General features: G+C 41.4%; 15 protein-coding genes. 7 read left to right on the forward strand and 8 right to left on the reverse strand.

All coding sequences use genetic code 11. The features are described 5' to 3' along the window. Positions 1-76: 76 nt before the first annotated feature. Positions 77-226, forward strand: a complete 150-nt coding sequence (locus tag LPB86_RS15270; protein ID WP_230645490.1) for a lmo0937 family membrane protein — start codon at positions 77-79, stop codon at positions 224-226. Positions 227-416: 190 nt separating this feature from the next. Continuing rightward, positions 417-920, forward strand: a complete 504-nt coding sequence (locus LPB86_RS15275) for a hypothetical protein (protein ID WP_230645492.1) — start codon at positions 417-419, stop codon at positions 918-920. A 78-nt stretch (positions 921-998) separates the two neighbouring features. Here the strand turns inward: LPB86_RS15275 and eutC are convergent, their stop codons facing one another. The 6 genes from eutC to LPB86_RS15305 are packed head-to-tail and all read right to left on the reverse strand — an operon-like array spanning position 999 to position 6,312. Next, positions 999-1,727 carry an ethanolamine ammonia-lyase subunit EutC gene (gene eutC / locus LPB86_RS15280; RefSeq protein WP_230645494.1) on the reverse strand — a complete coding sequence of 243 codons (729 nt, stop codon included), beginning with the start codon at positions 1,725-1,727 and terminating at the stop codon, positions 999-1,001. Then, complete coding sequence (locus tag LPB86_RS15285; protein ID WP_230645496.1) at positions 1,715-3,100, reverse strand: ethanolamine ammonia-lyase subunit EutB; 1,386 nt, start codon at positions 3,098-3,100, stop codon at positions 1,715-1,717. The genes eutC and LPB86_RS15285 overlap by 13 nt, the downstream gene beginning before the upstream one ends. A 2-nt stretch (positions 3,101-3,102) precedes the next feature. Next, the gene (locus tag LPB86_RS15290; RefSeq protein ID WP_230645497.1) at positions 3,103-4,056 is read right to left on the reverse strand and encodes a YihY/virulence factor BrkB family protein; all 954 of its coding nucleotides are present in this window, start codon (positions 4,054-4,056) and stop codon (positions 3,103-3,105) included. A gap of 8 nt (positions 4,057-4,064) precedes the next feature. Further along, complete coding sequence (locus LPB86_RS15295) at positions 4,065-4,469, reverse strand: thioesterase family protein (protein ID WP_230645499.1); 405 nt, start codon at positions 4,467-4,469, stop codon at positions 4,065-4,067. Then, the gene (mltG, locus tag LPB86_RS15300; RefSeq protein WP_230645501.1) at positions 4,469-5,521 is read right to left on the reverse strand and encodes an endolytic transglycosylase MltG; all 1,053 of its coding nucleotides are present in this window, start codon (positions 5,519-5,521) and stop codon (positions 4,469-4,471) included. Before mltG ends, LPB86_RS15295 begins: the two co-directional genes overlap by 1 nt. Positions 5,522-5,541: 20 nt before the next feature. After that, on the reverse strand, positions 5,542-6,312 hold the full coding sequence (locus LPB86_RS15305; RefSeq protein WP_230645503.1) for a PASTA domain-containing protein: 771 nt from the start codon (positions 6,310-6,312) through the stop codon (positions 5,542-5,544). A 103-nt stretch (positions 6,313-6,415) separates the two neighbouring features. Between LPB86_RS15305 and LPB86_RS15310 the strand changes: the two genes are divergently transcribed. After that, positions 6,416-7,402 (forward strand): D-alanine--D-alanine ligase, encoded by a 987-nt coding sequence (locus tag LPB86_RS15310; protein ID WP_230645505.1) that lies wholly within the window; start codon positions 6,416-6,418, stop codon positions 7,400-7,402. A gap of 69 nt (positions 7,403-7,471) precedes the next feature. On the opposite strand, the gene LPB86_RS15315 is transcribed toward LPB86_RS15310, so the two are convergent. Then, entirely contained in the window at positions 7,472-8,269 is a 798-nt protein-coding gene (locus tag LPB86_RS15315) for a DUF3575 domain-containing protein (RefSeq protein WP_230645507.1), read from the reverse strand. A gap of 104 nt (positions 8,270-8,373) precedes the next feature. Here LPB86_RS15315 and LPB86_RS15320 point away from each other — a divergent pair, with 104 nt between their 5' ends. Beyond that, on the forward strand, positions 8,374-8,955 hold the full coding sequence (locus LPB86_RS15320) for a Crp/Fnr family transcriptional regulator (RefSeq protein ID WP_230645509.1): 582 nt from the start codon (positions 8,374-8,376) through the stop codon (positions 8,953-8,955). A gap of 63 nt (positions 8,956-9,018) precedes the next feature. Continuing rightward, positions 9,019-9,432, forward strand: coding sequence for a DUF983 domain-containing protein (locus LPB86_RS15325; protein ID WP_230645510.1), 414 nt, complete (start codon positions 9,019-9,021; stop codon positions 9,430-9,432). On the opposite strand, the gene LPB86_RS15330 is transcribed toward LPB86_RS15325, so the two are convergent. Continuing rightward, a complete protein-coding gene (locus tag LPB86_RS15330) occupies positions 9,429-9,848 on the reverse strand; it encodes a thioesterase family protein (protein WP_230645512.1) in 420 nt (139 codons plus the stop codon). The two genes, LPB86_RS15325 and LPB86_RS15330, sit on opposite strands and share 4 nt — an antisense overlap. Positions 9,849-9,965: 117 nt before the next feature. On the opposite strand from LPB86_RS15330, the gene rpsO reads away from it, so the two are divergent. Further along, a complete protein-coding gene (gene rpsO / locus LPB86_RS15335) occupies positions 9,966-10,268 on the forward strand; it encodes a 30S ribosomal protein S15 (RefSeq protein ID WP_230645514.1) in 303 nt (100 codons plus the stop codon). Positions 10,269-10,383: 115 nt separating this feature from the next. Continuing rightward, complete coding sequence (pnp, locus tag LPB86_RS15340) at positions 10,384-12,522, forward strand: polyribonucleotide nucleotidyltransferase (RefSeq protein WP_230645516.1); 2,139 nt, start codon at positions 10,384-10,386, stop codon at positions 12,520-12,522. Positions 12,523-12,614: the final 92 nt, after the last annotated feature.

Below are 12,614 nucleotides of genomic sequence, written 5' to 3' on the forward strand. Positions count from 1 at the left end.
GGGCTTTTCTTGTTTTATTTAAAACAATATTGCTCTAGCCCGGTTTTATTTTAAAATCATTTACTTAAATAAAATTATGGGAAATTTACTTTATCTAATCGCTGTTATTCTTGTTATCATTTGGGCCATTAGTTTCTTAGGTGGTTATTACACTGGAGGAATTATTCATGCACTTTTAGTTATTGCTGTAGTAGCAATCTTACTTCGGGTGATCAGAAGTGCGTAAATTTTAGGGCAAACTATATTGATTAATACTTAACGGCTGACAATTGTCAGCCGTTTTTTTTTGTCTGGTCGGTAAAATCTGCTTCCCCGTCGGTACAACAGGCTCATTAAACGATTGCTGGATTTTAAGTTGTTTTTTGGTACGTGCTTTGGACTTCATCTTGTAAATACACACCATTAAATTGAACAAAATGAAAAGAATAGTATTCGCTGTAATTTTAGCCGTAGCTTCGGTAAGCAGCATCAGCACTAAAGCGCAAGTAAATGTGAACATCAATATTGCTCAGCAACCTGCATGGGGCCCAACTGGTTATGACCATGTAGATTATTATTATCTTCCGGATGTAGACGCCTATTATTATGTGCCATCCAGACAATATGTTTATCTTGATAATGGCGCCTGGGTATGGAGAAATAATTTGCCATCCAGGTATAGCAATTACGACTTGTATAAAGGATATAAAGTAGTGATCAACAATCCTAAAGCATATTTGTCTCATCAGTCTCACGTACAGCAATATGGTAAATACAAAGGTAACCAGGGTAAACAAGTGGTAATTAGGGACAGTAAAAATTCCAGGCCATCTGTACGCAGTCAATCTGTAAATAACGGAAACAGATCGGAGCGAAAAACCAATAACGGCAAAGGAAATGGCTCCAATAAGGCTAGGGGAAACAGGGGCGGAAATAGATAAATGATGAATTAATATCGAGCCAGTGGGTTAACCACTGGCTTTTTTATGCTCATTGTTTATGAAACAAAATAAGCTGCTTTAGGACAATAAGCCCTGGTTGTCTTTGAGTTGTACGCCAGAGATTTTTAACCTGAATGATTCCTGAACCAGGTAGAATATTTTGCCCGCCGCCAGGTCAAAATCCAATCCTGCAGGGCGAATGTTGGAGATGCAGTTTCGGGAATCATCAGTTAAACCCTTTTTAGGCTGATAGGTTAAATAGGCACCTAAGCTGTCGGCAGAACTTAATCCCGGTCGCTCGCCAATCAAAATGAGCGAAAGTTTTGCTTCCAGCGCTTCGGCAATTTCATCTGCAATGGCCACGCGACCTTGTTCTACGATGCAAAGCGGTGCAAGGCTAAGACCGCTGCTGATTAGCTTCGGGAGCAGCCGGCTGAGTAGCGGGATGATGTTTTCCTGCAACGCAAGGGCGGATAGTCCGTCTGCAAGTACCAGGACTACATCTGCACCAGTGACCTGATTTTTTAAAATTTCAGCAGACTGTCCGTCCAGTTGCCTTCCCAGATCAGGTCGTTGTAAATACTGCGCCCTATCTGCAGCTCCACTGTGCAGCAAAAGAATAGGGAGATTAAATTTAGACAGCGCTTTGGCAAACTGATCTGGTTGTATGGAAGAATAGACCGCATCTCTGGCATGGGCATGCGCCAGCTTAAATTCAAGCGATGCTTTGGCAGGGATACTGGTTCCGGCGCGGCCCAGAGCTATGCGGGCATCGGTGAATTTTTTTAAAAGCGCTAGCTTTGCCATAAGCGGTCCATATTTTTTAATAACGAAGCAGAGGCATCTAAAAGACGACCAGCCTGATCTGTAATGCCTTGTTTGATGAGCCATTCTTCAAACTCAGGGGCAGGCTTTAATCCCAAAACTTTCCGGACGTATAGGGCGTCATGAAAAGAAGTAGACTGATAGTTGAGCATGATGTCGTCAGAGCCGGGAACCCCCATGATAAAATTGCATCCCGCTACACCTAGTAATGTGACCAAATTATCCATATCGTCCTGATCTGCTTCTGCATGGTTGGTATAGCAGACGTCAACACCCATAGGCAGACCCAGGAGCTTGGCACAAAAATGGTCTTCCAGTGCAGCGCGGATAATCTGTTTACCATCATATAAATATTCGGGGCCAATAAAGCCTACTACCGTGTTTACGAGCAAGGGTTTATACTCTTTTGCTACGGCATAGGCCCTGGTTTCGCAGGTTTGCTGATCTACGCCATGATGCGCATTTGCCGACAATGCACTGCCTTGACCGGTTTCAAAATACATGACGTTTTCACCGAGGCTCCCTCTTTTTAATGACAAAGTAGCCTGGTGTGCTTCCTCCAGTAAAGTTAAATTGATTCCAAAACTTGAATTGGCTTTTTCAGTACCTGCAATGGACTGGAAGCAAAGATCAACCGGAGCACCCCGGGCAATTAAATCGATAGTTGTGGTGACATGACTTAAAATGCAGGATTGCATCGGAATAGCGAATTGTTGCCTTAAATTATCGGTTAAATGCAGCAGTTTTAGCACCGCATCCGGGCTGTCTGTTGCCGGATTGATGCCAATTACCGCATCACCGCTACCATAAAGTAAACCATCTACAATACTTGCTAAAATCCCTCTTGGATCATCTGTTGGATGGTTGGGTTGCAGCCGGGTGGAAAAACGTCCCGGTAGTCCTATAGTATTGCGAAAACGGGTGATGACACTGCATTTTTTTGCTACGGCGATCAGGTCCTGGTTACGCATGATTTTGGAGACTGCAGCAACCATTTCCGGGCTGATGCCATTTGCAATGCTGGTTAAGGTAGCTGTATCTGTGGCATCGTCTAAAAGCCAATCGCGAAAAGCACCCAGGGTAAGGTGACTAATTGCAGAGAATGCGTCTGCGTCATGCTCATCAACAATAAGCCTTGTTACTTCATCGTCCTCATAAGGAATCACGCTCTCGTTTAAGAAAACCTTTAAGGGCACATCTGCTAAAGCAATCTGGGCAGCTACCCGCTCTTCATAGTTTTCGGCCGCTAAACCTGCAAGTGCATCACCTGTGCGGAAAGGAGAGGCTTTGGCCAGCAATTGCTTTAAATCATTGAATGAATAAACCCTTCCCCTGACAGTATGCTGATAAGCCATGGCTAATTCTTAAACAAGTTGAAATTAGGTTTGATGATTTTAACGCTTTTCTTGGAAAGGTCTACACTGGCGTTGAGTTCAAAGCCGATGAGCAGGATGAGCGAGTTGAGGTACAACCAGATCATGACAACGATGAGTGTGCCTATGGAACCATAAATTTTATTGTACGAGCTGAAGTGATTGATGTAAAAAGAAAAGCCCCAGATGGTTAAAAAAGCGAGGATGGTAGCCAGCCAGGAACCAGCGCTAAAGAAACGCCATTTTTTGGAATGTGCCGGCCCATAGCGGTATAAAACAGAGATGGTTACAAAATAGAGCAGGGCCAGTAGCATCCAGCGTGTAAGCTGAATTACATAATAGGTAATGTTGCCTTTGATGTGGAGCTCTGACTTGAGGTAGTTGAGTGCGATTTCGCCGACTGTCATGGCTCCGATACAAATCATCACAGAAGTGAAAATAACCAATGTTAGTATCAGGGAGATGAGCCTTCTTTTGAGCCATGAACGCGTTTCTACAATTACAGAAGACTTGTTGAAAGCCATCATTAAACTGTGCACACCATTGGTGGCGAAATAGGTGGAGACGATAAAACCAAAAGAGAGCAATTTGCCGTTCTGTATTTTTACAATTTCTATAAGGGTTACTTCAAAGGCATCGTAGGCTTTATGCGGCAAAATTAGGCCAATGAGCATCATCAACTGGTCTTGAAAACCGTTGGGAAGAAAAGGGATGAGTGTAAACAGGAAAATGATGCCCGGAAAAATGGCCAGCATAAAATTATAGGCCAGGGAAGAAGCTTTGTTGACCAGAGAATCTTTTTGAATTTCCTGCAGGAAAAATGCGGCAACCGTATACAATGGGAGTGGGCTAAAACCCGGCAAAACATAAACTTTTGTCCAGTCTATTAACAAGGTGTAAGGTCTTGTTTTTAGCAGTAGTTTATGTAGCCATTCCATAGTTCAATTTAAAAGTAAGCAGCAATTTTATCCATGAATTCTTTTGGTGCCGTGCATGGCTTTTTAGTCTTCATGTCAAAAAAAACCAATGTGGTGGCACCGATATTGATCAGCTCCTGAGCGGGATTGTACAATTCGTAATCGAATGAAATGCGGACGCCTGGCAATGTTTTTACGGTGGTTTTAATGCTGATTTCCTGGTCGTAAAACGCAGGCTTGATGAATTTACACTGCAGTTCGAGAACGGGCAGCATTACGCCGTCCCTTTCCATAGCCGCATAATCCATTCCCAGACTTCTTAGCATTTCAACCCGCGCTACTTCATAATATTCTGCATAGTTACCATAATAAACGTAACCCATCTGATCTGTTTCTCCGTATCGGACCCTAACTGTACTGGTATGAATATACATTATCTGAAGATGTTGCGTTTATTTAAAGCATCCCTGTATTTTTTAGCATTGATGTTGTGCTCTTCTTTGGTCACAGCAAAATTGTGGTAACCGGAAAAATCTTCTTTGGCACACATGTAAATGTAGTTGTTATGGTCGTGGTTAAGCACCGCATCAATGGCATTGATGCTCGGCATCATGATGGGGCCCGGAGGCAGTCCTGCGTATTTATAGGTGTTGTACCTGGATTCTGTTTTTAGTAAAGCACCTGTTACCCGTTTTACTGTAAAATCATCATTCGCATAAATTACAGTAGGATCTGCCTGCAATAAGATCCCCTTATTTAAACGATTTAAATACAAACCTGCAATAATTGGCATTTCTTTGTCATACAGTGCTTCTGAATCTACAATAGAGGCCAGAATGGTCACCTGTGCAGGTGTTAGGTTTAAGGCTTCTGCTTTCTTCATACGTTTAGCCGTCCAGAATTTTTCAAACTCTTTATGCATTTTTTTGAAAAAATCCATCGGACTAATGTTCCAATACATTTCGTAGGTGTTTGGAATAAACATGGTATAGCTGTTGTCTTGTGTAAAGCCGTATTTTTCTACCAGGGCGGCAGAGTCCAATACTTTAATGAAGGTTAAAGAATCTGCTTCCATATTTGCCGCCAGGTAAGCAGCGAAATTTTCCTTTTTACGGATGTTCTGAAATTTAAGTTTTACCGGATCCTGATTGCCTGCTTTAATTTTATTGATCAGGGTGCGGTTATTCATTCCCTTAGCCAGTTTATATCGGCCTGGTTTAAGCTTACGGCCCAGTTCCATTTTAGCCGCTGCCTGACTAAAGGTGCCGACATCGCTTAAAATGTCTTTTTCTTTTAATACTGCAAAGACATCATCCAGCGTTGCATCAGTTTTGACGTACAGGTATTTTTGATTAGCGGTAACATTGGGTGAAAAATAAACCTTATAAAATTTTAGTCCCAGATAGCAGGCAGAGATCAGGATGAGTAAACCCAGCCCTAAAAAGATTTTGGTACCTGTTTTGATTTTTTTCTTTTCGGTAGTCATTATTTTGAAATGAATGAATGCTAATTTTTCTTGTTGGAAAGTACGATATTGATGGGGGTTCCAATTTTAACCTTTGTCAGCGAATCGCTCAGTAAAGGAACCTGCATCACAATGGTTGCCGAGGCACTGTCTGTGATTTCACCTTCGTACGTGATGGTGCCCAGGCTAAGCATAGCCCCCTTTAAAGAGAACCTGGCCTCATCTACTGTAAGACCGATTAAAGCCGGAATATCCACTTCTTCGCTTCCTCTTCCATCTCCCAGTACGAGGTCAATGCGCGAACCTTTAGGCAAAGACTGACCTGCTTTGATAACCTGGCCGCCGAAGGAAGCACTCAATACCACATCGCGGCTCACATCAGATTTGTAGGTGGTATCGCCGATTTTTAAACCAAAGCCTTCCAGCATAGGTTGCACTTCACGAAGTGATTTGAATTCAATTTCCGGAAAGGTAACGTTTGGTGCCAGTTCCGTATTGATGGTTAAATAGATGGTCCGGTTATCTTTCACAAAGGTTCCTGCGTCTGGATCCTGATCAATCACGATGCCTGGAGGTTTATCCATCACATATACAGAATCTACAGCATAACGTAAACCAAGTTCATCGAGTTTACTAATGGCCTGTCCGTAGGATAAGCCTTTTAAGGAAGGAACATCAAGTCCCTGACCATGTTTTGTGTAATACCTTAGACTAAAAAACGCAATCATTAAAAGTGCAAAAACGGTGGATATTGCCGCAATGAAGTTGTTTCTGAATGATTTAGTTTTTAAATAGGAGATGAATTTTGCCATTGAGCTTCTGATAAACGTAGTATTTTGTTCAAATTTAGGCTAAAAATATATTTTATCTCAATTTAAATGATATCTGTATGAACTAATTTATATTTTTGGCTTCATGAAGAAGACCATAGCATTGTTAACAGGAGGTACTACCGGCGAGTGGGTAATATCAGTAAAAAGCGCCGCAACGATTGCGCAGAACCTGGATGCTGATAAATTTGAGGTATATAAAATTATGCTTACCCAAAATGGCTGGTTTTATGAGCCTGCTGATTCTGTGAAAGTAGAAGTAGACAGGAACGATTTTTCTTTGCATATAAAAGGCAGGAAAGTAACATTTGACGGCGTATACATTGCCATTCATGGCTCTCCGGGTGAAGACGGGAAATTACAGGGCTATTTTGATATGCTGAATTTGCCCTATACCACCTGCGATGCCATGACTTCGGCCATTACAATGAACAAAGGCTATACAAAAGCCATTGTACAGGGGATAGCGGAGCTGAATACCGCGAAATCTGTGCAGATTTTTAAAAAAGGAAACTATAACCTGGAGCAGATTAAAAAAGACCTGAAGCTGCCTTATTTTATAAAACCAAACAATGGTGGAAGCAGCATTGGGATGAGTAAAGTGAACAACCAATACGACTTGAATGCGGCTTTAGATAAGGCTTTTAAAGAGGACGATCAGATTTTGATTGAAGAATTTATTGCCGGGCGTGAATTTACAGTAGGGGTAGCTAAACTGGATGGTAAAATTATGGTTTTGCCGGTTACAGAGGTGGAAACGGCTAAAGAGTTTTTTGATTTTGAAGCCAAGTATACGCCAGGTGTGGCTGTTGAAACTACGCCTGCGGTAATCAAACCTGAGACCAGGGCTCGTGTGGCGCAAATTGCTACCGAGGTTTACCAGCGCTTAAATTGCAGGGGAGTGGTGCGGATAGATTTTATCCTGACCGGTGATGAGGCTGATTTTTATTTCATAGAAATCAATACCATTCCTGGCCAAACGGCTACCAGTTTTATCCCGCAACAGGTAGCGGCGATGGGTATGAAGTTGAACGATTTTTATACCAAACTTATCCGCGAAACCATCGGTTAAACCGGATTTTGAATTCAATAAAAAAGGCTGCAAATTTCAAAATTTGCAGCCTTTTTTATTGATTGTGCTTTAGAACCTGAAGCCGATGTTGATTCCTCCGCGAAGGCCGGCCCATGGACCATCAAAATCTACTTTTGCACCATTTCCATCTACTGTGTAGCTGGTTTTTACAAGCGGAAGGTCATCAAGGTCTTTCAGCTGCTCTCTCAGCGCCTGCTGCTCATCTGAATTAAGGGTTTTCTTTCCGTCGATATGTCCTTTTGAAGTACCATAGTTGGGGCCGATGATCCACCAGTCTAAATAAACCAGTTTACTCAATTTCCATTGCGCACCAATTTGTAAGCCTCCGGTATAAGTGCTGATATTTCCATCCAGGTCAATGGTTTCTTTTCTGGTTATGGTAGTAACAGGGGTAGTCGGAATGTCAACGCTGACATCAAACGTATAAGGCATAGCGGCCGAGTAAGTGGCATATTTAACAAATGGTGCCAGGTAAAAGCCTCTGAATACACCTTTGCCGAAATAAAACCTTATCTCTGGTGCAATGGAAAAGTTACCGGTTTTTAGGTTTTTTACATTTTCCCAGGTATCGTCATTGTCGATCAGTTCTTTGATGTCTTCTTTAAAAGGAAGGTTAGATTTTGGCATAAAATGCAGGGTAACCGCTGCAGAGATTTTACGGCCAATGGCACGTTCATACTGAAAACTATAGTTGTTTACAAAGGGCGCAGTTACGCTTACTTTGACCAGGTTATTGCCGCCTGGATTTAAATCTGTGGTGTCTTTTTGAGCAAGAACCTGCGTTGTAGAGAAAACGCCCAGTAGTGCTACGCTCGCCAAAAGTGCTTTGGTAGATGTTGGTTTCATAAAAGGTTTTTTTGTAATTTGGAAAAAGCAAAACTAGGCAAAAAGTAAGTATAGCTACAATACCTACAGCTAGGTATTTTTAAATATTAGTACCTTTAACAGCTATGGACATTGCCTATTTAATTGACCATCATTTTGAGGTTATTTCTTATAAAAAAGGAGCAGTCATCTATGAACCGGGTGCAATCCCACGTGCGGTATATTTTATCAAAAGTGGTGAGGTTAAAATGGCTACCGTAAATAGTGATGGCAAAGAGTTTATACAAGGGATTTTTAAAAAAGGTGAGTATTTTGGGGAGCCGGCTTTGCTGGTGGGGCGACCGTACCTGGCCTATACCGTTACTACCTGCGATACAGAAATCATTCCGGTGTTGAAAAAAGAATTCCTAACGCTGCTGGAGACCCAGAAGGAATTTAGCATGGAGCTGATCAGGAATTTAAGTAACCGTTTGTTTTATAAATCGATGATGCTCGAAGAATTGGCAAATGAGCAGTCAGAACACCGGGTAAGGACATTGGTTAACTATTTATTTAAAGATCAGGAGAGCGGTGCTATCCTGAAATTTACCCGGCAGCAGCTGGCAGATATGAGTGGTTTAAGGGTGGAAACGGTGATTAAACTGGTTAAAAAGCTGGCCGCACAACGGGAATTAAAACTTAGCGGAAGCAAGATTGTTAAATTGTAAATATGATCTGCGTCATAAAATGGAATACTTTGTATAAGTATCTTTGAGCAATAATTAATCATCATGAAAGCGATATCAAAATTTCAAGCCGTTGTAGATTGCAAATGTCCGAGGTGCAGACAGGGTAATATTTTTTCTGGCGGTATGTATTCTTTGTCATTTAAGGGGCAAATCACCAACGAATATTGTCCGCATTGTGGATTGCGTTTTGAAAGGGAACCCGGATTTTTTTATGTATCGATGTTTGTGAGTTACGCGATGAACGTAGCAGAGATGATTAGCGTAAGTGTGGCTGCCTATGTTTTGGGTTTGCCGCTGGTTTATGAAAACCTGTGGTATTATATAGGTTTGCTGCTGCTTACGGTTTTTATCTGTTCGCCGTTTAATTACCGCTACTCCCGCGTCATTTTGCTGCACTGGTTAACTCCGGGCCTGCATTATGTAGAGGGCAGTGGTGATGCCAAGGCAAATGCTTAAATGCTGTAAGCGCGGATCATATCTTCATTAACCTTGCAACCTTTTCCTGTGTGGGTATCAATCATTACATAATCAAACCAGCCATCGGCGGCAATTTTTTTGGTACGTTGGTTTTCCATTTCAAACTGAACCCTGCAGCCTTTTTCGTTAATCGTTAAAATGCCTGTGCGCACTTTAACCACATCGCCAAGAATAAGCGGGCGCTTAAAGTCTACGTATGCGGTGCGCACTACCCAGCCAAAACCGCTTTCCAGAAAAGATTCCATAGGCATTTTGTAAAAAAGCTCCATCTGTTCGTATCTTGCGGCCAGCACATAATCAAAATATTTGCTGTTGTGTACATGGTTAAACATATCAATATCGTCTGGTCTAACTTTTAACTCGCTTTCAAAAATACTGTACGCCGCTTTTTCCATGGATCTGAGGTTGATGTACAAATCTAGCGATTTTTTGATACAACTTGTAAATCACTAAAAATACATTATCTTTGCGCTCAATTAATTAATTTTTACACACTTTAGTATCATTCAGGAATGTATTTAAGTAAAGAAAAGAAAGCCGAAATCTTTCAAAAACACGGCGAAGTAGAAACCAACACTGGTTCAGCAGAAGGTCAGGTAGCATTGTTTACCTACCGTATTGCACATTTGACAGAGCACTTGAAGAAAAATCGTAAAGATTTCTCTACTCAGTTGGCACTTCAGAAACTAGTAGGTAAACGTCGTGGGATTTTAGCCTATCTGTTCAAAAAAGATATAGAGCGTTACCGTGCAATTATCAAAACTTTAGGATTGAGGGATATCATCAAGCCTTTAGGTTCAAGAGACAGCAAATAAGCGTAATAATATCAGTAAAAGCCATTCTTAAGGGATGGCTTTTTTACTTTAAAATAAAATAATTATATATAATCCGGTGTATAGAAAGAGGAAAATACACCACAACAATTTGTAAATGAATGTAATAAAAAAATCGTTTGACCTGGGAGATGGAAGAACAATTGAAATTGAAACAGGTAAATTAGCTAAACAAGCTGATGGTTCTGTAGTGGTAAAAATGGGCGATACCATGTTATTGGCTACTGTAGTATCTACAGTGGGTGCTAAATCTGGTGTAGACTTTTTACCTTTATCGGTAGATTATCAGGAGAAATATGCTGCCGCAGGCCGTATCCCTGGTGGTTTCCTGCGTCGCGAGGCAAGATTATCAGATTATGAAGTTTTAATTTCACGTTTGGTAGACCGCGCTTTACGTCCGATGTTTCCTGAAGATTATCACTCTGATACTCAGGTAATGATCAGTTTGATCTCATCTGACAAAAACATTATGCCAGACTGCCTTGCCGGTCTTGCTGCTTCTGCTGCAATTGCGGTTTCAGATATCCCTTTTAACGGACCAATTTCTGAAGTACGTGTAGCTAAAATTGATGGTCAGTTTGTAATCAATCCTTATGTGAGTGATTTAGAGCGTGCAACAATGGAGTTTTTAGTTGCCGGTACTGAAAATGATATCGTAATGGTTGAAGGTGAAGCAGATGAAATTTCTGAAGCGGACATGGTTGAAGCCATTGAATTTGCACACAAAGCCATCGTGGTGCAGGTTAAAGCACAGAATGAACTTGCTGAACTGGTAGGTAAAACTGTAAAACGTACGTATTCTCATGAAGACAGCAACCCTGAACTTAAAGAACAGGTTTATGCTGCTACTTATGATAAAGTATATGCTATTGCAAAAAGCAATACAAGCAAAGGTGAGCGTGGTGACGCTTTTGGTGCGGTATTGATGGATTTCATCGCTACTTTAGGTGAAGATATTGATGACGTTACCGGATTCCTTTCTAAAAAATATTTTCACGATGTGCAATATGACGCCATCCGTAACCTGGTATTAGACGAAGGAATTCGTTTAGACGGTCGTGATGTGCGTACAGTGCGCCCAATCTGGTCTGAAGTAGGTTACCTTCCTTCTGCTCACGGTTCTGCTGTATTTACACGTGGTGAAACTCAATCTTTAACTACTGTTACTTTAGGTTCTAAGGACGATGAGCAAATGATTGATGGTGCATTCATCAATGGTTACAACAAATTCCTTTTACACTATAACTTCCCTGGTTTCTCCACCGGAGAGGTTCGCCCAAACAGAGGTGCTGGTCGCCGCGAAATTGGTCACGGTAACCTGGCCATGCGTTCATTGAAAAAAGTATTACCAGGACTGGAAGAAAACCCTTACACCATCCGTATCGTTTCTGATATTTTGGAATCTAATGGTTCTTCTTCTATGGCTACTGTTTGTGCAGGTACACTTGCGCTGATGGATGCCGGTATCAAAATCAAAGCACCTGTATCAGGTATTGCAATGGGATTGATCACCGACGAAAAAACCGGTAAATATGCAATCCTTTCTGATATCCTGGGTGATGAAGATCATTTGGGTGATATGGACTTTAAAGTTACCGGTACTGAAAAAGGTATTGTAGCCTGTCAGATGGATTTAAAAATCAATGGTTTGAAATGGGAAGTATTGAAAAATGCTTTAGATCAGGCCAAAGAAGCTCGTCTTCATATCTTAAATGAAATGAAGAAAACAATTGAGCAACCACGTGAAGATTACAAAGATCACGCTCCGCGGATTGTTTCTTTAACCATTGATAAAGAATTTATTGGTGCAGTAATTGGTCCAGGCGGTAAAATTATTCAGGAAATGCAACGTGAAACTGGTGCTTCTATCTCTATTGAGGAAGTTGGCAACAAAGGGATCGTTGAAATCTTTGCTGATAATAAAGCGGCAATTGATGCTGCAGTTAAACGCATCAGCGCAATTGCGGCTAAGCCGGATATTGGCGCAACCTACGATGGTAAAGTAAAATCAATTATGCCATTTGGTGCATTTGTTGAAATTATGCCAGGTAAAGATGGTTTACTACACATTTCTGAGATTTCTCATGAGCGCTTAGAAACTATGGACGGTGTGCTTAAAGAAGGTGACAAAATCCAGGTTAAATTATTGGATATTGATAAGCAAGGTAAAATGAAGCTGTCTAGAAAAGCTTTATTGCCGCGCCCACCAAGACCAGAGGCAGCTCCTGCAAAATAATTGCGTTGGGATACTGCCCACTTACAATAACAGATTTGGAGCGAATGCTTCGTGATCATAAATTAAAAACCCCGCAAAGTTGCGGGGTTTTT

It is taken from the genome of Pedobacter sp. MC2016-14, from assembly GCF_020991475.1.
Classification (GTDB): Bacteria; Bacteroidota; Bacteroidia; order Sphingobacteriales; family Sphingobacteriaceae; genus Pedobacter.

Bases quoted from the DNA above. Each gene is read 5' to 3' on its own strand.
- eutC (WP_230645494.1), bottom strand. From the start codon at position 1,727: ATGGCAAAGCTAGCGCTTTTAAAAAAATTCACCGATGCCCGCATAGCT.
- LPB86_RS15295 (WP_230645499.1), bottom strand. From the start codon at position 4,469: ATGTATATTCATACCAGTACAGTTAGGGTCCGATACGGAGAAACAGAT.
- LPB86_RS15285 (WP_230645496.1), bottom strand. From the start codon at position 3,100: ATGGCTTATCAGCATACTGTCAGGGGAAGGGTTTATTCATTCAATGAT.
- LPB86_RS15305 (WP_230645503.1), bottom strand. From the start codon at position 6,312: ATGGCAAAATTCATCTCCTATTTAAAAACTAAATCATTCAGAAACAAC.
- mltG (WP_230645501.1), bottom strand. From the start codon at position 5,521: ATGACTACCGAAAAGAAAAAAATCAAAACAGGTACCAAAATCTTTTTA.
- LPB86_RS15330 (WP_230645512.1), bottom strand. From the start codon at position 9,848: ATGGAAAAAGCGGCGTACAGTATTTTTGAAAGCGAGTTAAAAGTTAGA.
- LPB86_RS15310 (WP_230645505.1), top strand. From the start codon at position 6,416: ATGAAGAAGACCATAGCATTGTTAACAGGAGGTACTACCGGCGAGTGG.
- LPB86_RS15325 (WP_230645510.1), top strand. From the start codon at position 9,019: ATGAAAGCGATATCAAAATTTCAAGCCGTTGTAGATTGCAAATGTCCG.
- LPB86_RS15270 (WP_230645490.1), top strand. From the start codon at position 77: ATGGGAAATTTACTTTATCTAATCGCTGTTATTCTTGTTATCATTTGG.
- LPB86_RS15290 (WP_230645497.1), bottom strand. From the start codon at position 4,056: ATGGAATGGCTACATAAACTACTGCTAAAAACAAGACCTTACACCTTG.
- rpsO (WP_230645514.1), top strand. From the start codon at position 9,966: ATGTATTTAAGTAAAGAAAAGAAAGCCGAAATCTTTCAAAAACACGGC.
- pnp (WP_230645516.1), top strand. From the start codon at position 10,384: ATGAATGTAATAAAAAAATCGTTTGACCTGGGAGATGGAAGAACAATT.
- LPB86_RS15315 (WP_230645507.1), bottom strand. From the start codon at position 8,269: ATGAAACCAACATCTACCAAAGCACTTTTGGCGAGCGTAGCACTACTG.
- LPB86_RS15320 (WP_230645509.1), top strand. From the start codon at position 8,374: ATGGACATTGCCTATTTAATTGACCATCATTTTGAGGTTATTTCTTAT.
- LPB86_RS15275 (WP_230645492.1), top strand. From the start codon at position 417: ATGAAAAGAATAGTATTCGCTGTAATTTTAGCCGTAGCTTCGGTAAGC.